This window comes from Pseudomonas fluorescens HK44 (assembly GCF_000217955.3).
Classification (GTDB): domain Bacteria; phylum Pseudomonadota; class Gammaproteobacteria; order Pseudomonadales; family Pseudomonadaceae; genus Aquipseudomonas; species Aquipseudomonas fluorescens_AQ.
The window spans coordinates 1,361,822-1,382,279 of record NZ_AFOY02000015.1 but is presented as its reverse complement, the minus strand read 5'-3'; the positions used below and the strand labels follow the sequence as shown (position 1 = coordinate 1,382,279).

Annotated in this window: 16 protein-coding genes and 1 pseudogene; 12 read left to right on the top strand and 5 right to left on the bottom strand. The window is 58.5% G+C overall.

Features of this window, described 5'->3' with window-relative positions; genetic code table 11:
* Positions 1-4: 4 nt before the first annotated feature.
* On the bottom strand, positions 5-613 hold the full coding sequence (locus HK44_RS19095) for a TetR/AcrR family transcriptional regulator (protein ID WP_019692335.1): 609 nt from the start codon (positions 611-613) through the stop codon (positions 5-7).
* A 133-nt stretch (positions 614-746) separates the two neighbouring features.
* On the opposite strand from HK44_RS19095, the gene HK44_RS19090 reads away from it, so the two are divergent.
* Positions 747-1,661: a DUF808 domain-containing protein gene (locus tag HK44_RS19090; protein WP_019692334.1), complete on the top strand. Its 915-nt coding sequence runs from the start codon at positions 747-749 to the stop codon at positions 1,659-1,661.
* A 112-nt stretch (positions 1,662-1,773) separates the two neighbouring features.
* Positions 1,774-2,797: pseudogene (locus tag HK44_RS19085) on the top strand (IS110 family transposase).
* A 370-nt stretch (positions 2,798-3,167) separates the two neighbouring features.
* Here the strand turns inward: HK44_RS19085 and HK44_RS19080 are convergent.
* Together HK44_RS19080 and HK44_RS19075 are read right to left on the bottom strand one after the other, a co-directional pair.
* Entirely contained in the window at positions 3,168-3,959 is a 792-nt protein-coding gene (locus HK44_RS19080; protein WP_019692333.1) for an MlaA family lipoprotein, read from the bottom strand.
* A complete protein-coding gene (locus tag HK44_RS19075) occupies positions 3,952-5,250 on the bottom strand; it encodes a serine protein kinase PrkA (RefSeq protein WP_019692332.1) in 1,299 nt (432 codons plus the stop codon). Before HK44_RS19075 ends, HK44_RS19080 begins: the two co-directional genes overlap by 8 nt.
* 223 nt (positions 5,251-5,473) lie before the next feature.
* On the opposite strand from HK44_RS19075, the gene HK44_RS19070 reads away from it, so the two are divergent.
* Positions 5,474-5,887 carry a hypothetical protein gene (locus HK44_RS19070; RefSeq protein WP_019692331.1) on the top strand — a complete coding sequence of 138 codons (414 nt, stop codon included), beginning with the start codon at positions 5,474-5,476 and terminating at the stop codon, positions 5,885-5,887.
* Between the two features lie 98 nt (positions 5,888-5,985).
* Here HK44_RS19070 and HK44_RS19065 read toward each other — a convergent pair whose 3' ends face one another.
* On the bottom strand, positions 5,986-7,581 hold the full coding sequence (locus tag HK44_RS19065) for a beta-1,6-glucan synthase (protein WP_024265079.1): 1,596 nt from the start codon (positions 7,579-7,581) through the stop codon (positions 5,986-5,988).
* 288 nt (positions 7,582-7,869) lie between these two features.
* On the opposite strand from HK44_RS19065, the gene HK44_RS19060 reads away from it, so the two are divergent.
* The 3 genes from HK44_RS19060 (at position 7,870) to HK44_RS19050 (ending at position 10,995) form a co-directional block, all read left to right on the top strand.
* Positions 7,870-8,721, top strand: a complete 852-nt coding sequence (locus tag HK44_RS19060) for a glycine betaine ABC transporter substrate-binding protein (RefSeq protein ID WP_019692328.1) — start codon at positions 7,870-7,872, stop codon at positions 8,719-8,721.
* Positions 8,722-9,028: 307 nt separating this feature from the next.
* Positions 9,029-9,340 (top strand): DUF485 domain-containing protein, encoded by a 312-nt coding sequence (locus tag HK44_RS19055; RefSeq protein ID WP_019692327.1) that lies wholly within the window; start codon positions 9,029-9,031, stop codon positions 9,338-9,340.
* Positions 9,337-10,995: a cation acetate symporter gene (locus tag HK44_RS19050; RefSeq protein ID WP_019692326.1), complete on the top strand. Its 1,659-nt coding sequence runs from the start codon at positions 9,337-9,339 to the stop codon at positions 10,993-10,995. Before HK44_RS19055 ends, HK44_RS19050 begins: the two co-directional genes overlap by 4 nt.
* A 194-nt stretch (positions 10,996-11,189) precedes the next feature.
* Here HK44_RS19050 and gltA read toward each other — a convergent pair whose 3' ends face one another.
* The gene (gltA, locus tag HK44_RS19045; protein ID WP_019692325.1) at positions 11,190-12,479 is read right to left on the bottom strand and encodes a citrate synthase; all 1,290 of its coding nucleotides are present in this window, start codon (positions 12,477-12,479) and stop codon (positions 11,190-11,192) included.
* A gap of 362 nt (positions 12,480-12,841) precedes the next feature.
* On the opposite strand from gltA, the gene sdhC reads away from it, so the two are divergent.
* From sdhC to odhB, 6 genes are all read left to right on the top strand, one after another.
* A complete protein-coding gene (gene sdhC / locus HK44_RS19040) occupies positions 12,842-13,216 on the top strand; it encodes a succinate dehydrogenase, cytochrome b556 subunit (RefSeq protein WP_019692324.1) in 375 nt (124 codons plus the stop codon).
* Positions 13,210-13,578, top strand: coding sequence for a succinate dehydrogenase, hydrophobic membrane anchor protein (gene sdhD / locus HK44_RS19035; protein WP_019692323.1), 369 nt, complete (start codon positions 13,210-13,212; stop codon positions 13,576-13,578). The genes sdhC and sdhD overlap by 7 nt, the downstream gene beginning before the upstream one ends.
* Before the next feature lie 3 nt (positions 13,579-13,581).
* Entirely contained in the window at positions 13,582-15,357 is a 1,776-nt protein-coding gene (sdhA, locus tag HK44_RS19030; protein WP_019692322.1) for a succinate dehydrogenase flavoprotein subunit, read from the top strand.
* Between the two features lie 11 nt (positions 15,358-15,368).
* Positions 15,369-16,073, top strand: coding sequence for a succinate dehydrogenase iron-sulfur subunit (locus tag HK44_RS19025; protein ID WP_019692321.1), 705 nt, complete (start codon positions 15,369-15,371; stop codon positions 16,071-16,073).
* 262 nt (positions 16,074-16,335) lie between these two features.
* Positions 16,336-19,167: a 2-oxoglutarate dehydrogenase E1 component gene (locus HK44_RS19020; protein WP_019692320.1), complete on the top strand. Its 2,832-nt coding sequence runs from the start codon at positions 16,336-16,338 to the stop codon at positions 19,165-19,167.
* Between the two features lie 42 nt (positions 19,168-19,209).
* Complete coding sequence (gene odhB / locus HK44_RS19015; protein WP_019692319.1) at positions 19,210-20,430, top strand: 2-oxoglutarate dehydrogenase complex dihydrolipoyllysine-residue succinyltransferase; 1,221 nt, start codon at positions 19,210-19,212, stop codon at positions 20,428-20,430.
* The last annotated feature ends 28 nt before the right edge of the window (positions 20,431-20,458 follow it).

The following is a 20,458-nucleotide window of genomic DNA, read 5'->3' as shown; positions in this document are numbered from 1 at the left end:
CGGTCTAACGATCCGGCTCGCAGCCCTTGAGCACCAACCGGATAATGGTCTGCGCCGCCGCTTCGTAGTCGCTTTCATCCAGCTTGGCCTTGCCGGTGACGGCGGAGATCTGCCAGTCGAAGTCGGCGTAGGTCTGGGTCGCGGCCCAGATGCTGAACATCAGGTGGTTGGGGTCGATCGGGGCGATCTGGCCGCGATCGATCCAGGTCTGGATGCAGTCGATGTTGTGCTTGGCCTGGGCGTTGAGCTGTTCGACCAGGTCGGCGCTCAGGTGCGGCGCACCGTGCATGATCTCGCTGGCAAACACCTTGGACGCGAACGGCAGGTCGCGGGAAATATGGATCTTCGAGCGAATGTAGCCGCTGAGCACGTCGCTCGGCACACCGTCAGCGTTGAACGGCGTCGAGGCCTGGAGAATCGGCTCGATGATGCTTTCAAGGACCTCGCGGTAGAGGTTTTCCTTGGATTTGAAGTAGTAATAGACGTTGGGCTTGGGCAACCCCGCCTTGGCCGCGATGTCACTGGTTTTGGTCGCAGCGAAGCCTTTGTCGGCAAACTCTTCACTGGCGGCACGCAGGATCAGTTCTTTATTGCGCTCGCGGATAGTGCTCATAAACCAGGTGATTCCTTGCCGATACTGGCGGTTGCGCATGGTAGCACCGGCCTCGCGCAGCGCTCAAGAACGCCCTTGAGCGCCGCGACACGCTATGCTGCGCACCATTCATTCCCGAAGGAAACCATAATCCATGGCTGGAAGCAGTTTGCTGGTGCTGATCGACGATATCGCCGCCGTACTCGACGACGTCGCGTTGATGACCAAGATGGCCGCGAAGAAGACCGCCGGGGTGCTCGGCGACGACTTGGCGCTCAACGCCCAGCAGGTATCCGGTGTCCGCGCTGAGCGGGAAATTCCGGTGGTCTGGGCCGTGGCCAAGGGTTCGTTTCGCAACAAACTGATTCTGGTGCCGTCAGCGCTGGCGATCAGTGCATTCATCCCTTGGCTGGTGACACCCTTGTTGATGGTCGGCGGCGCCTACTTGTGTTTTGAAGGCTTCGAAAAACTTGCCCACACGGTCCTTCACAGCAAGGCTGAGGATCAGGCGGAACACGCGCAATGGGTCGAAGCCGTTGCTGATCCGGCGACAGATCTGGTGGCGTACGAGCAGGACAAGATCAAAGGTGCGGTGCGCACCGACTTCATTCTTTCGGCTGAAATCATCGCCATCACGCTTGGCACCGTGGCCGGTGCAACGCTGATGCAGCAGGTGATCGTGGTCTCAGGCATCGCTATCGTCATGACAGTCGGCGTTTACGGTCTGGTGGCAGGCATCGTCAAGCTCGACGACCTCGGCCTGTGGCTGACCCGCAAGCCCGGGCAAATGGCCAAAAGCATCGGCGGCGCCATCCTGCGCGCCGCGCCATACATGATGAAAAGCCTCTCGGTGATCGGCACGGCGGCGATGTTCCTGGTCGGCGGCGGGATCCTGACCCATGGCGTGCCGGCGGTGCATCACTGGATTGAAGGTGTGAGTCAGAGCGTCGGCGGCATGTCGTGGATCGTGCCGGGCTTGCTCAACGCGGCAGCGGGGATTATTGCCGGAGCGGTGGTATTGGCGGGTGTGACAGCGGTGGGCAAAATCTGGCGCGCAGTCAAAGGTTGAGTTCTGGACACTGTCCATAGGCAACGCAGATCAAATAATGAAATGGCTACCCCCGCCGCCCCCTGTGATCGCCCACTAAGCTTTCGCAGGGGGCTCATCGGAGACCGTTGCCATGAACAAAGTAGCTATTGCCGCCATCGATCTGGGAAAACACTCTTTCCATCTACACGCGCAAGATGATCGTGGTCATGAGTTACCGCAAAAAGTTTACTCGTGCGGCGCTCATGCAGCACCTGATGAATCTCGAACCCTGCACCGTTGTGATGGAAGCCTGCGGCGGAGCCCACTTCATGGCGCAGGAGGTCGCGAAGCTGGGACATACGCCCAAGCTCATTGCCCCGCATCTCGTACGCCCTTACGTGAAAAGCAACAAAAACGACTTCGCTGATGCCGAGCGATCTGCGAGGCGGCGACTCGTCCAACAATGCGCTTTGTACACCCCAAAACCCAGGCTCAGCAGCTGCTGGCCATGCTCAACTCGACACGCGATTCGTTCATCAAAGAGCGCACCGCGACCGTCAATCGGATTCACGCAGCGCTTTTGGAGGTCGGCGTCAGTCTGGCCACAGGCTTCAAGCCCATCAAAGAACTGCCCGCTCGGCTTGAAGCGAGTTCAATTCCTGTGCCCATCAAAAAACTTCTGACGAGGTTGCAGGAGCACTTCACCTATCTGGATGGGCAGATCAAGACGCTGGACAAGGAAGTGGAATGCCAGGCCGCCGAAGATGATCTGGCGGCTCGTTTGATGACCATGCCCTGCGTAGGCCCGATCACCTCCAGCGTCCTGGCTGCCGAATTGGGCGATGGCAAGCAGTTCAAATGCGGCCGAGGCTATTCGGCCTCAATCGGGCTGATACCCAAACAGCATTCTACGGGCGGCAAGACCGTCCTGCTGGGCATCAGCAAGCGAGGTGATCGCAACCAGCGGCGCCTGCTTGTCCAATGTGCCCGTGTTTACCTGATGCAACTGGACCGACAGAAAGGCTGGCTGGCGGACTGGGTCCGGCAGCTATTGGCCCACCATCACTCCAACCATGTGGTCTGCGCGCTGGCCAACAAGCTGGCAAGGATCGCCTGGGCGATTGCTGGCCCACCACACTGAATTTGATGCAGGGCCAACCGCGATGAACGCCTGACCCTGCTGTCACCCGAGCACCACCCACCTGGTTTTGCGATGCTGGATAACAGATGACGTGAACGGCTAACCGGCCTGACGACAACCCTGAGCTCCCACACGGCTGAAAGGCCGTTCGAATAATTAGGATCGTTAGGCATCGATTCTCATCGAGGCGCGGGGTTGCCACCCCACACAGACGCCGGATAGATGAAAGCAAGCCAAACACGCATCAAAAACAGTATTGCAGAAAAGGGGGTAACCATAGATGTGGGAGCGAGCCTGCTCGCGATAGCGGTGTAACAGGCAACATCAATGTTGAATGTTATGGCCTCATCGCGAGCAGTCGAGCGTCGACCGGCTGCTCCCACAGGTTTTTGTTGCTGATGAAGTCACTCGGCAATCTGCAACTTGCGCGCTTCGGTGTACACGTAACGCACTTTTTCGTACTCGAACGGCGAGTTCAGCTGGCCGTAGCGGAAGTTGGTCTGATAGCGCTTGTCGATGCTGCGCAGGACCCAGATTTCCGGGTGGTTTGCGCTGACTTTCGAGACGTTCAGGTAGTTGATTGCCGACTCCGCCGTATAGTCGACCGCAAGTCCTGCGGTATCCCGCAGGTTCGAGGGGCCGAGGATTGGCAGTACGAAGTAAGCGCCGCCCGGAACCCCGTAGAAGCCCAGCGTCTGGCCGAAGTCTTCGACCTGGCGCGGCAGGCCCATGGCGGTGGCCGGGTCCCACAGTCCGCCGATGCCGAGGGTCGTGTTGAGCAGCAGTCGTCCGGTGATGTCCAGCGAACGCTGACCCTTGAACTGCAGCAGGCTGTTCACCAGATTGGGCACGTCACCCAGGTTGTTGAAGAAGTTGCTGACGCCCGTGCGCAGGAAGCTTGGGGTGATGTAGCGATAACCGTCGACCACCGGCAGGAACACCCATTGGTCGAAGCGGTAGTTGAAGTGATAGACCCGACGGTTCCACGACTCCAGCGGATCATAGACATTCAGCGCATTCAGGGTCGAGCGTTCGAATTCACGCTGGTCCAGCCCCGGGTTGAACTTGAGTTTGGTCATGGGCTCGGTGAAGCCGTCCTGATCAACCACGGTTGTGGAGTTGGCCTTGCTGTTGTCGGCATGGGCATAGCCGACTGCGCCAAGCAGTGCAGCGAGCAGAAGGAGGTGTTTAGCCACGGAAGAACTCCAGCATGGCGTCGGCGTTGACGCGGTAGTTGAGGTTGCCGCAATGGCCGCCGTGAGGGTAAACCGTCAGGCGATCGCCGAAGGTTTTACGCAAGAAGCCGAGGTCGCCCGGGCCGAGGATCACATCGTCGGCATTGTGCATCACGGCGATTTTCGGGCTGTCGTGCAGGTAATCCTTGAGCGCGTAGAGGCTGACCTGGTCAATCAACTGCAAGATGCTGCCGCCGTCGGTCCGGGCGCGCCACATCGGGATCACCTGCTCGGTGAGGTAGCAGTCGAAATCACATTGCAGTGCACGCTTGAGGAATGGCGTGAGGCTGGTGCCTTCGGTGATCGGAAACTTGGGCGGGATGATCAGGCCGCGTCGGTTGATCAGGTCCGAGGTGAAGGTGATGTCGGCAGCGGAAAAGCGGAACGAGGTGCCGATCAGCATGGCCATCTGTTCGTTGCTCAGGTGCTGTTTCGATTGCTGGAAGTCGTAGACCAGCGCGTCGTTGAGGTCGATGTAGCCTTTCTGCTGGAAGTAGCGCGTCAGCTTGTTGAGCATCAGTTCATAGAACGTGGTGCTGTTGGTGATGCCCTTGACCTCGGTTTGCACCAGTTTGTCGAGGTTGGTGACAGAGGTGTAGAGGTTGACCGGAGGATTGAGCAGCAAGACTTTCTTGAAGTTGAAGCTGCGTCGGGTTTCATCCAGTTTGCTGACAAACGCCGCGTCCAGTCCGCCCAGGCTATAGCCGGTGAGGTAGTAGTCGGTGATCGGCAGCTTCGGGTTTTGCGCGCGGACCGCTTGCATCACGCGGTACATGTCCTCGGCATCTTCCTTGGACACGCCTGGGGTGGCGAAGCGGGAAGCGGCGCTCATGAAGTCGAAACTGGTCGGTGAGGACAGTTGCACGACGTGATAACCGGCCTTGTAGTAGAGCTTTTTCAGGTATTCGTTAATGCTGCTGTCGAAGCGTGCGCCGGTGCCGGCAATCAGGAAAATCAGCGGTGCGGCGTGATCCTGCGTGGCCATGCGATAGGTGAGCTTTTTCACTGGCCAGAAATTGTCCGGCAGGTCGAACTCGCGTTCCGGACGCAGCTTCAGGGTGTAATCCGATTGATGGATCGCGTCATCGGACGGCAACTCGGGACGCAACTCCGGCGGGGTCGTGGCGATGGTCGCCTCGAACGGGTTGGTCAAGGGGTAGCCATAACTGACGGCGTCGATGTCCGCCGCCAGCGCGGACGCACTCAAAATAAGGCCGCCAAACAAGGCAGCGAAGCGCAGGGAACGGAGCATGACTAAATCCCTTAAAGGAAGGTGCCTGATGAGGTTCGCAGGCTATGACCATCAGTAATGTGCCAAAGTGCCATGCGGCGGCACCAAAGAGGCTGAATTCGGATCAATAGCGGCTGAACGATACACTTTGCAGCGATTGTCTGAACAGATTTCTACGGGTCTCGCTTGCTTACGGCTGGCGGGCGATTAAGCTGGGCGCCGTTTTCGTTTATCGGAGTGCTTCATGTCCCGCCGTCTGCCCGTCATTATTTTGCTTATCGCCTTGCCGCTGTGGCTGGCCGCCAGTTATGGCCTGCGTTATGTCCTGATGGAGGACGCCCAGTGGGTTGGTCTCTGCGTCGATGAAGCAAGCCGTTGGGAATGCCAGGCGCGCTCGACCCTCGGCTTGCTGATTCATTTCAAGGTGATGGGCGGGGCTGCATTGGCGGCTGCGGTCCTGGGCTTTGTGGTGCCGGGCCGGGCGGGCTGGTGGCTGGCGGTGCTGTCGCTGGTGTTCGGGTTTCCGGCATTGGCCTTGTACAACACCGGCATTGCGGTATTTGCCGTGGTGATCGCAGGGTTGCGGTTGGTGCGGGCGTGTGGCGAGGGGGCTTGTCGGAACGCCGCACCGCCCCGTTCGGCTGCGAAGCAGCCGTAAAAAGCTCGTGGTGAATCGGCTGGACTCGGGACTACTCCGTAGTCCAGCGGGGGCAAGCCCCCTCGCCACAAAAGACCGCCGATAATCAATGCAATTTATCAGGTATTGCGCACCCGCAAGCTGCGCCACAGCGCAGCAACCATCAGCAGACAAACCAGCGCCCAGCCCCAGGCTTGCTGGTTGAACAGGCCTTCACGGTACAGCTGCGGGGCAATGCTGGCGCCGATGATGAAGGTCAGTAGTGCGATTTCCCGGCGTGGTGCGCTGACCGGGCGAATCAGATAGACCAGCGCTGGCAGCAGCAGGGCGGCGCTTGGGAAGCTGCGATAGCGCGGTTCGAACACCAGCGCCAGCATCATCACTGCACAAGCGAACCCGGCTGCCGCGAGCAGCCAGCCAGCGCGACGTTCCAGTGCATTGAAGGCGCGTTCACGCCAACCGGTTCTGGCGCTGAGGAACAACGCCGCGTGGGCCAGTACCAAAACGTTCAGGCCGGTCAGTAACGCGGCCCAGATCCACTCATCGGTAAAGCGGCTGGTAACGCGAGCCAGTTCACCCCAGGTGCCAATGGAGCACGCAGCGACCGCACCGAGCAGTGGCAGCGTCAACGCTGCGCGAGTGCTGCGTACGCGGCCGCCCAGCATCAGCGTACCGAGGAAGATCAGGCCGCCGACTGCCAGCCATTGCGGCCAGAACGGCAGGTTGGTGACGGGGCCTGCCAGTACGCCCTTGTCCTGACGGTTTGCGTCGAACAGCCCCCAGTAACCGCCGACCGCTCCTTCACTGGCGCGTTTCCACGGCTGGTCAAAGGCTTCGATCAGGTTGTAGTGCCAGCCTTGTTGCTCGGCCATCGCCACAAAACCACGAATGAACTTGGCTTCATTGACGCGGCTCGGTACAGCGGTTTCCCGTTGACGGCCTTCACTGGGCCAACCGGTTTCACCAATCAGCACGTCCTTGGGGGCGAAGCGACTGCCAAAGATCTGCCGAACCTCGGCAACGTGCTGTAGGGCGGCGTCGATGTTGGACGGATCATCTTCCCAGTACGGCAGCAAGTGGATGGTCAGGAAGTCCACCGCCGGGGCGACTTCAGGGTGTTTGAGCCAGAACTCCCAGACATCGGCGTAGGTCACCGGCTGTTTGACGTGGCTCTTGACGTGGTTGATCAGCTTGGCCAATTGCGCGCCGGTGACTTCCTTGCGCAGCAGGGTTTCGTTGCCTACGATCACTGAGCTGACCACGTCCGGGTTGGCGTTGGCCTCGGCGATCAGCAGTTCGACTTCCTTGGCAGTGTCCACCGGATTGCTGTTGACCCAGGCGCCGATCATCAGCTTCAGGCCATGCTTGCGCGCCAGGTCCGGCAACGCTTCGAGACCGGTCATCGAGTAGGTGCGAATGCACTCGAAGCGGGTTGCCAGCAACGCGAGGTCGGCGTCCATGCGTTCAGGGCGCAGTTTGAACGGCTGATCGAATGGCGATTGGTCCTTGTCGAACGGTGTGTACGAGGCGCACTGCAATTTGTGCGTGGCGCTGGCCACGTCCGGCAGCACCACCGGTTGACCGAGCCCGTACCAGTAACCACCAAGGGCAAACAGGCCGAGCAGGCAGGCAAATAGATAAGCGAAGAAGGGGAAGCGCGAGGTGGCGGGCATGGTCAGGCCGTCTGGGAACAAAGCCGCGCATCTTACCTGCATTTGTCCCGTGCTTGGTGACCTGCATGGTTTTGACATGCAAAGTTCAGGCGGGATTCGCAGGGGCATTTTTGCAGGACGCGGTTGCTGGCGTTCTGATGTCGTTTCTCGATGCCTTGAGGTCGCAGGCAGAGCAGGTCGCCTTGGGCGCGAGGTTGATTATCGACTCATCAGTACTCCGCTGATGTTCGAACGGGTTTGCGGTGAGGCGTGATGGGGGCGCTGGGCACCATAACAATACATTGACGCTGCTCGGCATCCGTCGGGCGCAGCACTTTCGGGGAAGTAACGATGAAGATGCGACTACTCTTGGGCGCAGGTGCGGCTTTGGTGCTGGCGATCAGTTCTACTGTGGCCAGCGCCGAAAGCAAGGCAGTGACGATCGGTTATGTCGATGGCTGGTCGGACAGCGTCGCCACAACCAACGTGGCTGCGGAAGTGATCAAGCAAAAACTCGGCTACGACGTGAAACTGCAAGCCGTGGCCACCGGGATCATGTGGCAGGGTGTCGCCACCGGCAAACTCGATGCAATGCTGTCAGCCTGGCTGCCAGTGACCCATGGCGAATACTGGGCGAAGAACAAGGATCAGGTCGTCGATTACGGCCCGAACTTCAAGGATGCGAAAATCGGTCTGATCGTGCCGGAGTACGTCAAGGCCAAGACCATTGAGGATCTTAAAACCGACGAGAGCTTCAAAGGTCGTATCGTCGGCATCGACGCCGGTTCAGGCGTAATGCTCAAGACCGATCAGGCGATCAAGGATTACGGTCTGAGCAACTACACCCTCAAGGCCAGTTCCGGTGCCGGCATGATTGCCGAGCTGACCCGTGCCGAGAAGAAAAACGAATCCATCGCGGTCACCGGTTGGGTACCTCACTGGATGTTCGCCAAGTGGAAACTGCGCTTCCTGGAAGATCCAAAAGGCGTTTATGGCGCAGCTGAAACCGTAAACAGCATCGGTAGCAAAGAACTGGCAACCAAAGCGCCGGAAGTTGCGAAGTTCCTGAAGAACTTCCAGTGGGCGTCGAAAGACGAAATCGGCGAAGTCATGCTGGCCATCCAGGATGGTGCCAAACCTGAAGTGGCAGCCAAGGATTGGGTGACCAAACACCCGCAACGCGTCGCTGACTGGACTAAATAAACCCGGATAACGCTTCATCCCTGTGGGAGCGAGCCTGCTCGCGATAGCGGTGTAACAGTTGACAGATAGGTTGACTGATACGGCGCCATCGCGAGCAGGCTCGCTCCCACATTTGTTTCAGGTTGATCCCCGCTCCACAGGGTTTGTGGCTGATTCAAAAGCCATTTCCAATTCTTTCGGCTGTTTAGGGGCAGAAAATTGGCGAAATAGTCATGTCGTTCTAATACTAAGGTCGTCTGGAACCTGTTCCGCAGCCGCATAGAGTGGATACGTTCCAATAAAAATCTGTGCTGCGAGGATAAAAACAATGAACGACAGCATTTACCTCTCGATTCAAAACAGCCCGCGCTTCAAGGAGCTGGTTCGTAAACGGGAGCGGTTCGCCTGGATTCTTTCGGCGATCATGCTTGGGCTTTACTCGGGCTTCATCTTATTGATTGCTTATGGACCGCATGTACTGGGGGCGAAGATCAGCCCCGGGTCATCGATTACCTGGGGCATTCCGATTGGGGTCGGGCTGATTGTGTCGGCCTTCGTCCTGACAGCCATTTACGTACGGCGCGCCAATGGCGAATTCGACGACCTGAACAATGCGATTCTCAAGGAGGCTCAGCAATGATCCGGCGTCTATTGGCAGCTTTAGGCATTGCCGCCTTCGCACCGGCCGTTTGGGCGGCCGAGGCGCTTACGGGCGAAGTGCACAAACAACCGCTCAACATATCGGCGATCCTGATGTTTGTGGTGTTCGTCGGCGCAACGCTGTGCATCACCTACTGGGCCTCCAGGCGCACCAAGTCGGCAGCCGACTACTACGCGGCGGGCGGCCGGATTACCGGTTTGCAGAACGGTCTGGCGATTGCCGGTGACTACATGTCGGCGGCGTCCTTCCTGGGGATTTCCGCGCTGGTGTTTGCGTCTGGCTACGATGGTCTGATCTACTCGATCGGCTTCCTGGTGGGCTGGCCGATCATTCTGTTCCTGATCGCCGAGCGCTTGCGTAACCTGGGTAAGTACACGTTTGCCGATGTGGCGTCCTACCGTCTCGGGCAAACCCAGATTCGCACCTTGTCAGCCTGCGGTTCGCTGGTGGTGGTGGCGTTCTACCTGATCGCGCAAATGGTCGGTGCCGGCAAGCTGATCCAGTTGCTGTTCGGGCTCGACTACTATGTCGCGGTGATTCTGGTGGGGATCCTGATGTGCCTCTATGTGTTGTTCGGCGGCATGCTGGCGACCACCTGGGTGCAGATCATCAAGGCCGTGCTGTTGTTGTCCGGTGCGTCGTTCATGGCGCTGATGGTGATGAAGTACGTCCACTTCGACTTCAATATGCTGTTCTCCGAAGCGATCAAGGTTCACCCCAAAGGTGAGGCGATCATGAGTCCGGGCGGTCTGGTGAAGGACCCGATCTCGGCATTTTCCCTTGGCCTGGCGTTGATGTTCGGTACCGCTGGCCTGCCGCATATCCTGATGCGTTTCTTTACCGTGAGTGACGCGAAAGAAGCACGCAAAAGCGTACTGTATGCCACCGGCTTCATTGGCTACTTCTATATCCTGACGTTCATTATCGGCTTCGGCGCAATCCTGCTGGTCAGCACTAACCCGGCCTTCAAGGACGCTGCGGGCGCGCTGGTGGGCGGCAACAACATGGCAGCGGTGCACCTGGCCAATGCAGTGGGCGGCAGTATCTTCCTCGGCTTTATCTCGGCGGTGGCCTTCGCCACCATTCTGGCGGTGGTTGCGGGTCTGACTCTGGCCGGGGCCACGGCGGTGTCTCATGACCTGTACGCCAGTGTGATCAAGAAGGGCAAGGCTAACGAGAAGGATGAAATCCGGGTTTCGAAAATCACCACCATCGCCTTGGGCGTGTTGGCGATTATTCTGGGCATCCTGTTCGAAAGCCAGAACATCGCGTTCATGGTGGGCCTGGCATTCTCGATCGCTGCCAGTTGCAACTTCCCGGTGCTGCTGCTTTCCATGTACTGGAAGAAGCTGACCACGCGCGGTGCGATGGTCGGTGGCTGGATGGGGCTGGTCAGTGCGGTGGGCTTGATGGTGCTGGGTCCGACCATTTGGGTGCAGATCATGGGGCACGAGAAGGCGATCTTCCCGTATGAGTACCCGGCGCTGTTCTCGATGGCCATTGCCTTTGTCGGCATCTGGTTCTTCTCCATCACTGACAAGTCCGCAGCGGCTGACAATGAGCGGGCGCTGTTCTTCCCGCAATTCGTCCGTTCGCAGACCGGGTTGGGGGCGAGTGGGGCGGTGTCGCACTAACGTACAGGCATGTACGAGCTTCTATATATAAGCTGCGTTAAATAGAAATGCCCCGGTCGAGAGATCGGGGCATTTTTGTTGAGCTCTACCCTTAGGGGCGGGGAGAGGCAGGCACAAACAAAAACGGCCTCTGCTCTTCTACAAGAGGCAGAGGCCGTTTCCGGTGCAGCTAAGACGTTATCGCAAGACAGGTCTTACTTGCGGTCTTCAAGCCGGGTGATGTCACGCGACTCGTAGCCGGTGTACAGCTGGCGCGGGCGGCCGATCTTGTACGGGCTGGAGAGCATTTCTTTCCAGTGGGAGATCCAGCCGACGGTCCGCGCCAGGGCGAAGATCACGGTGAACATGCTGGTTGGAATGCCAATTGCCTTGAGGATGATCCCCGAGTAGAAGTCGACGTTCGGGTACAGCGAGCGTTCGATGAAGTACGGGTCGGTCAGGGCGATCTCTTCCAGGCGCATGGCCAGTTCGAGTTGCGGATCGTTCTGGATGCCCAGTTCCTTGAGTACTTCGTCGCAGGTCTTTTTCATGACGGTAGCGCGTGGGTCGCGGTTTTTGTAAACCCGGTGACCGAAGCCCATCAGTTTGAACGGATCGTTCTTGTCCTTGGCCTTGGCGATGAACTTGTCGATGTTCGAGACATCGCCAATTTCATCGAGCATGGTCAGCACGGCTTCGTTGGCGCCGCCGTGAGCCGGGCCCCAGAGTGCGGCGATACCGGCAGCGATACAGGCGAACGGGTTGGCACCCGAGGAGCCTGCCAGACGTACGGTGGAGGTCGATGCGTTCTGCTCGTGGTCGGCGTGGAGGATGAAGATCCGGTCCATGGCCTTGGCGAGTACCGGGCTGATCGGTTTGATCTCGCACGGGGTGTTGAACATCATGTGCAGGAAGTTTTCCGCATACGACAGATCGTTGCGCGGGTACATCATGGGTTGACCCATGGAGTACTTGTAAACCATTGCTGCCAGGGTTGGCATCTTGGCAACCAGACGGATCGCGGAAATTTCGCGATGCTGCGGGTTATTGATGTCCAGGGAGTCGTGGTAGAAGGCCGAAAGGGCGCCGACTACACCGCACATGACGGCCATTGGGTGGGCGTCGCGGCGGAAACCGTTGAAGAAGGTCTTCAGTTGCTCATGAACCATGGTGTGGTTCTTGACGGTGCTGACGAACTGGGCCTTCTGTTCTGCGGTCGGCAACTCGCCGTTGAGCAGCAGGTAGCAGGTTTCCAGATAGTCCGACTTCTCGGCGAGTTGCTCGATCGGGTAGCCGCGGTGCAACAAAATGCCGTTGTCACCGTCGATATAGGTAATCTTCGACTCGCAAGAGGCGGTCGACATGAAACCCGGGTCAAAAGTGAAACGGCCCGTGGCCGTCAGGCCCCGAACGTCGATTACATCGGGACCAACGGTGCCGGTTAAAATGGGCAGCTCGACGGGGGCTGCGCCCTCGATGATCAACTGCGCTTTTTTGTCAGCCATGTGGCCTCCTATTTATGCTTGAAATCATCAGACAGACCCCCCACGCAGGGCCCGCACCACTATAGTGAGATAAATTCGAATGTCAATTTGCCTAAAGTCTTGCTCCAGAAGGCTTTAACCCGACTTTTTCCTTGAAATTGGCTGCCGTTTACGCCTTTTATCCCGCTTGCGCAATGAGCTATTAGGGGAAGGTGAACGCGTTGTCATTAGTAGCCTAACTGTCTATACTCGGCCACCGACCGCCAGGGGCTTTTGGGCCTGCTTTATTGGGGGTCGCATCCCTGGGTGGTGGTTACCTGACCAGTGCACTCCCCAACAACTTTGCCCTGATTGTTAGGGGCTCTTCAGTGTGAAAAAAAGCCGTGAAAAGCCAACGACCTGTAAACCTAGACCTAAGGACCATCAAACTCCCCATCACCGGCGTTACGTCGTTTCTTCACCGTGTTTCCGGCATCATCCTCTTCCTGGGCCTTGGCATCATGCTGTATGCATTGAGCAAATCCCTGGGTTCCGAGGAAGGTTTTGCCGAGGTGAAGGCATGCTTGACCAGTCCTCTGGCCAAGTTCGTAGCATGGGGCCTTCTATCCGCCTTGCTGTATCACATGGTGGCCGGTGTACGCCATCTGATCATGGACATGGGCATCGGTGAGACGCTGGAAGGCGGCAAGCTGGGCTCGAAAATCGTCATCGCCGTTTCCGTGGTGATGATCGTTCTGGCGGGAGTTTGGATATGGTAACCAGCGTTACGAACCTATCGCGTTCGGGCCTCTATGACTGGATGGCACAGCGTGTGTCTGCAGTCGTTCTCGCGGCTTATTTCATTTTTCTGATCGGATACCTTGTTGCGCACCCTGGCCTTGGCTACGCCCAATGGCACTTGCTGTTCGCAAACAACTGGATGCGCATCTTCAGTCTACTGGCCCTGGTTGCCCTTGGCGCTCACGCCTGGGTCGGCATGTGGACCATCGCGACCGACTACCTGACGCCAATGGCGCTGGGCAAGTCCGCGACTGCAGTACGTTTCCTTTTCCAGGCAGTATGCGGCGTTGCGATGTTCGCTTACTTCGTCTGGGGTGTGCAGATTCTCTGGGGTATCTGATTCATGTCTAACTCAGTAAATACACTTTCGTTCGACGCCATCATCATTGGCGGCGGCGGTGCTGGCATGCGCGCTGCGCTGCAACTGGCACAAGGCGGTCACAAGACTGCCGTAGTTACCAAGGTTTTCCCGACTCGTTCGCACACTGTATCCGCCCAGGGTGGCATCACCTGCGCCATCGCGTCCGCTGATCCGAACGATGACTGGCGCTGGCACATGTACGATACCGTCAAGGGTTCCGACTACATCGGTGACCAGGACGCTATCGAATACATGTGTTCCGTAGGTCCGGAAGCGGTCTTCGAGCTCGAGCACATGGGCTTGCCGTTCTCCCGTACCGAGCAGGGTCGCATCTACCAGCGTCCGTTCGGCGGTCAGTCGAAAGACTTCGGTAAAGGTGGCCAGGCTGCCCGTACCTGCGCTGCTGCCGACCGTACCGGTCACGCACTGCTGCACACTCTGTACCAGGCCAACCTGAAGGCCGGCACCGTATTCCTCAACGAATACTACGGCGTCGACCTGGTGAAGAACGAAGACGGTGCCTTTGTCGGCATGATCGTCATCTGCATCGAAACCGGCGAAACCTCCTACGTCCGCGCTAACGCCACCGTTCTGGCGACTGGCGGTGCGGGTCGTATCTACTCGTCCACCACCAACGCCTTGATCAACACCGGTGACGGCGTCGGCATGGCTCTGCGTGCTGGCGTGCCGGTACAAGACATCGAAATGTGGCAGTTCCACCCGACCGGCATCGCCGGCGCCGGTGTACTGGTTACCGAAGGTTGCCGCGGTGAAGGCGGTTACCTGATCAACAAGCACGGCGAGCGTTTCATGGAGCGTTATGCTCCGAACGCCAAAGACCTTGCCGGTCGTGACGTTGTTGCCCGTTCGATGGTGAAAGAAATCATCGCTGGCAACGGTTGCGGCCCGGATGGCGACCACGTGATGCTGAAACTCGATCACCTCGGTGAAGAAGTTCTGCACAGCCGTCTGCCCGGCATCATGGAACTGTCCAAGACCTTCGCTCACGTCGACCCAGCCGTAGCGCCGATCCCGGTTGTTCCGACCTGCCACTATATGATGGGCGGCGTTGCCACCAACATTCATGGCCAGGCAATCACTCAGGACGCCGACGGCGTTGACCAGATCATTCCTGGTCTGTTCGCGGTAGGTGAAGTGGCGTGCGTATCGGTTCACGGTGCCAACCGTCTGGGCGGCAACTCGCTGCTCGACCTGGTGGTATTCGGCCGTGCCGCGGGCCTGTTCCTGGAGCAGACCCTGAAAGAAGGCGTTGACTACACCCGTGCTCGCCAGTCCGACATCGACGCAGCCCTGGCTCGTCTCGATGGCCTGAACTCGCGTACCGAAGGCGAAGACGTCGCTACCCTGCGTAAAGAGCTGCAAAGCTGCATGCAGAACTACTTCGGTGTATTCCGTACCGGCGAATACATGCAGAAGGGTATTGCTCAGCTGGCTGATCTGCGTGGCCGTATCGCCAACGTCAAGATCAACGATAAGAGCCAGGCGTTCAACACTGCTCGTATCGAAGCGCTGGAACTGCAAAACCTGCTGGAAGTGGCCGAAGCTACTGCTATCGCTGCAGAAATCCGCAAAGAGTCCCGCGGTGCTCACGCCCGTGAAGACTACGAAGACCGCGACGACGAAAACTGGCTGTGCCACACCCTGTACTTCCCGGGTGACAAGCGCGTTACCAAGCGTGCCGTGAACTTCTCGCCGAAGACTGTTCCGACTTTTGAACCTAAGATTCGGACTTATTAAGGGTGGCCGCCATGTTGCAAGTCAGTGTTTATCGCTACAACCCTGATCAGGACGCCGCGCCGTTCATGCAGGAATTCCAGGTCGACACCGGTGGTAAAGACCTGATGGTGCTGGACGTGCTGGCCCTGATCAAAGAGCAGGACGAGGGTTTCTCCTATCGTCGCTCTTGCCGTGAAGGTGTTTGCGGTTCCGACGGCATGAACATCAACGGCAAAAACGGTCTGGCCTGCGTCACGCCGCTGTCTGCTGTTGTCAAAGGTAACAAGTTGATCGTTCGTCCTCTGCCAGGTTTGCCGGTTATCCGTGACCTGGTCGTCGATATGAGCATCTTCTACAAGCAATACGAGAAGGTTAAGCCTTTCCTGCAGAACGACACGCCGGCTCCGGCCATCGAGCGTCTGCAGACTCCTGAAGAGCGTGAAAAGCTCGACGGTCTGTACGAGTGCATCCTGTGCGCTTGCTGCTCGACCTCGTGCCCGTCCTTCTGGTGGAACCCGGACAAGTTCCTGGGTCCAGCTGCTCTGCTGCAAGCCTACCGCTTCCTGGCAGACAGCCGTGACACCAAGACTTCCGAGCGTCTGGCTTCGCTGGATGACCCGTTCAGCGTATTCCGCTGCCGCGGGATCATGAACTGCGTCAACGTATGCCCGAAAGGCCTGAACCCGACTAAGGCCATCGGTCACATACGTAACATGCTGCTGCAAAGCGGCGTGTGATTCAGCTGTTGTACCCGTAGGACTGCTGTACCCGTAGAGGCTAGGGCGCGGGCTTCAACCCGCGTCGTAGCTATAACCAGAGTGGCAGCCCACAAGGCTGCGGCTCTTATTTTGAAGAAATGAGACAAGCAGGGGCATCCGGGCTGGTACCCGGACTATCAGCGTGATCCTAAGTGGCTTGTTTTGGTCGCTGCACTCGGACTTCTGCAAGCTTGCTCGGTGTCTTCGCCGATGGTGTTCCCCTAACCGAGGGTGACCAAGCATGCAAGAAAGCGTGATGCAGCGCATGTGGAACAGCGGCTATCTTTCAGGTGGTAACGCTGCCTATGTGGAAGAGCTTTATGAGCTCTACCTGCACGACCCTAACGCTGTGCCAGAAGAGTGGCGCACCAAATTTCAGACGTTGCCCGCTGACGGCAACGCTGCCACCGATGTATCGCACTCGACGATTCGCGATCATTTCGTGCTGCTGGCAAAGAACCAGCGCCGCGCCCAACCGGTTTCCGCCGGCAGCGTGAGCAGTGAGCACGAGAAGAAGCAAGTTGAAGTACTGCGACTGATCCAGGCCTACCGTATGCGTGGCCACCAGGCAGCCCAGCTTGACCCGCTGGGACTGTGGCAGCGTCCTGCACCTGCAGACCTGTCGATCAATCATTACGGCTTGACCAATGCCGATCTTGATACGACCTTCCGTGCCGGCGACCTGTTCATCGGCAAAGAGGAAGCGAGCCTACGCGAAATTCACGAAGCGTTGCAGCAGACATATTGCCGCACCATCGGCGCTGAATTTACCCACATCGTCGATTCCGAGCAGCGCCAGTGGTTCCAGCAGCGTCTGGAAGGCGTGCGTGGTCGTCCGGTGTATTCGGCCGACATCAAGAGCCATCTGCTCGAGCGCGTCACCGCGGGCGAAGGTCTGGAAAAATACCTGGGTACCAAATACCCGGGCACCAAGCGTTTCGGCCTGGAAGGCGGCGAGAGCCTGATTCCGATGCTTGACGAGCTGATCCAGCGCTCCGGTTCCTACGGCACCAAGGAAATCGTTATCGGCATGGCCCACCGTGGCCGTCTGAACGTGCTGGTCAACACCTTCGGCAAGAACCCGCGCGAGCTGTTCGACGAGTTCGAAGGCAAGAAGAAGGTCGAGCTGGGCTCCGGTGACGTTAAATACCACCAGGGCTTCTCCTCCAACGTGATGACCGCAGGCGGCGAAGTCCACCTGGCCATGGCCTTCAACCCGTCCCACCTGGAAATCGTTTCGCCAGTGGTCGAGGGTTCGGTGCGTGCCCGTCAGGATCGTCGTAACGACCCTACCGGTGAAAAGGTCCTGCCGATTTCCATCCACGGTGACGCGGCATTCGCCGGTCAGGGCGTGGTCATGGAAACCTTCCAGATGTCGCAGACCCGCGGCTTCCGGACTGGCGGTACGGTTCACATCGTGATCAACAACCAGGTTGGCTTCACCATCAGCAACCCGGAAGACTCGCGTTCCACCGAGTACGCCACCGACGTTGCGAAAATGATCCAGGCGCCGATCCTCCATGTGAATGGTGATGATCCGGAAGCCGTATTGTTCGTGACCCAGCTGGCCATCGATTACCGCATGCAGTTCAAGCGTGACGTGGTGATCGACCTGGTCTGCTACCGTCGTCGCGGTCACAACGAAGCGGACGAGCCAAGCGGCACCCAGCCTCTGATGTATCAGCAGATCACCAAGCAGCGCACCACGCGTGAGCTGTATGCCGATCGTCTGACCCAGAGCGGTGTGCTTGACGTTGCACGTGTTCAGGCGAAAGTCGACGAATACCGCAACGCGCTGGACAACGGTCTGCACGTAGTGAAAAGCCTGGTCAAGGAGCCGAACAAAGAGCTGTTCGTCGACTGGCGTCCGTACCTGGGCCACGCCTGGACTGCGCGTCACGACACCACGTTCGATCTGAAAACCCTTCAGGAGTTGTCCGCCAAGCTGCTGGAAATTCCGGAAGGCTTCGTGGTTCAGCGCCAGGTTGCGAAGATCTACGAAGACCGTCAGAAAATGCAAGCCGGCGGCCTGCCGATCAACTGGGGTTACGCCGAAACCATGGCGTACGCGACCCTGGCGTTCGAAGGTCATCCGATTCGCATGACCGGCCAGGACATCGGCCGCGGTACGTTCTCGCACCGTCATGCGGTATTGCACAACCAGAAAGACGCGGGCACCTACATCCCGTTGCAACACCTGTATGAAGGCCAGCCACGTTTCGACCTGTACGATTCGTTCCTGTCCGAAGAAGCCGTACTGGCGTTCGAATACGGCTACTCCACCACCACGCCTGACGCGCTGGTGATCTGGGAAGCCCAGTTCGGCGACTTCGCCAACGGTGCCCAGGTGGTTATCGACCAGTTCATCACCAGCGGTGAGCACAAGTGGGGCCGTCTGTGCGGTCTGACCATGTTGCTGCCACACGGTTATGAAGGTCAGGGTCCGGAGCACTCTTCGGCTCGTCTGGAGCGTTACCTGCAGCTGTGTGCCGAGCACAACATTCAGGTGTGCATGCCGACTACGCCGGCCCAGATCTACCACTTGCTGCGTCGCCAGGTGATTCGTCCTCTGCGCAAACCACTGGTAGTCCTGACTCCGAAGTCGCTGCTGCGTCACAAGCTGGCCATCTCGACCCTGGAAGATCTGGCCGAAGGTTCGTTCCAGACCGTTATTCCGGAAATCGATGCGCATGATCCGAAAAAGGTCACTCGTCTCGTGCTGTGTAGCGGCAAGGTCTACTACGACCTGCTGGAAAAACGCCGTGCCGAAGGTCGTGACGACATCGCCATCGTGCGTCTTGAGCAGCTGTACCCATTCCCTGAGGACGACTTGATTGAAGTCCTGGCTCCTTATTCCAACCTCAAACACATCGTTTGGTGTCAGGAAGAGCCGATGAACCAGGGTGCCTGGTACTGCAGCCAGCATCACATGCGCCGCATCGTTGGCGGTCACAACAAGTCTCTCGTACTCGAGTACGCGGGCCGTGACGCTTCTGCTGCACCTGCTTGTGGTTATGCATCGATGCACGCCGAACAGCAGGAAAAACTGCTGCAAGACGCCTTTACTGTTTAACGCCTTCGCGCACCTGAAACCGAATTTAAGGAACCACAGACAATGGCTATCGAGATCAAAGCCCCCACTTTCCCGGAATCGGTTGCCGATGGCACCGTTGCCACCTGGCACAAAAAACCGGGCGACGCGGTCAAGCGCGACGAACTGATCGTCGACATCGAAACCGATAAAGTCGTACTGGAAGTGTTGGCTACCGCTGATGGCGTGCTGGGCGCTATCGTCAAGAACGAAGGCGACACCGTTCTGTCCGACGAAGTCCTGGGCTCCATCGGGGAGGGCGGTGCTGTTGCCGCCGCTCCAGCCGCCGCTGCTGCTGCGCCTGCACAGGCTGCTGCTTTGTCCGTTGTTGGCGAAGATGATCCTGTTGCTGCACCGGCTGCTCGCAAGCTGGCTGAAGAAAGCGGCATCAACATCGCTTCCGTTGCCGGTACTGGCAAAGGCGGTCGTGTGACCAAGGAAGACGTGGTTGCAGCAGTTGCTGCCAAGGCCGCTGCTCCGGCTGCCGCGCCTGCCAAGGCCGCTGCCCCGGCTGCCGCTGCTCCTGTGTTCGCCGCTGGCGACCGCACCGAGAAGCGCGTACCGATGACCCGCGTGCGTGCAACCGTGGCCAAGCGCCTGGTTGAAGCCCAGTCGAACATGGCGATGCTGACGACTTTCAACGAAGTCGACATGACTGAAGTCATGGCGCTGCGTTCGAAGTACAAGGATCTCTTTGAGAAGAGCCATAACGGTGTGCGCCTGGGCTTCATGTCGTTCTTTGTGAAAGCGGCCACCGAAGCGCTGAAACGCTTCCCGGCTGTCAACGCTTCCATCGACGGCGGCGACATCGTGTACCACGGCTACGCTGACGTCGGCGTTGCCGTGTCCAGCGACCGTGGCCTGGTGGTGCCGGTTTTGCGTAACGCCGAACTGATGAGCCTGGCTGAAATCGAAGGCGGCATTGCCAACTTCGGCAAGAAAGCTCGCGACGGCAAGCTGACCATCGACGAAATGACTGGTGGTACGTTCACCATCACCAACGGTGGTACTTTCGGCTCGATGATGTCGACCCCGATCGTCAACCCGCCGCAAGCGGCTATCCTGGGCATGCACAACATTCTGCAGCGCCCGATGGCGATCAACGGTCAGGTTGTTATCCGTCCGATGATGTACCTGGCTCTGTCCTACGATCACCGTTTGATCGACGGCAAAGAAGCTGTGACCTTCCTGGTTACCATCAAGAACCTGCTGGAAGACCCGGCTCGTCTGCTGCTGGATATCTGATTTCGTTGCACGGGCCGCTCAGCGATGA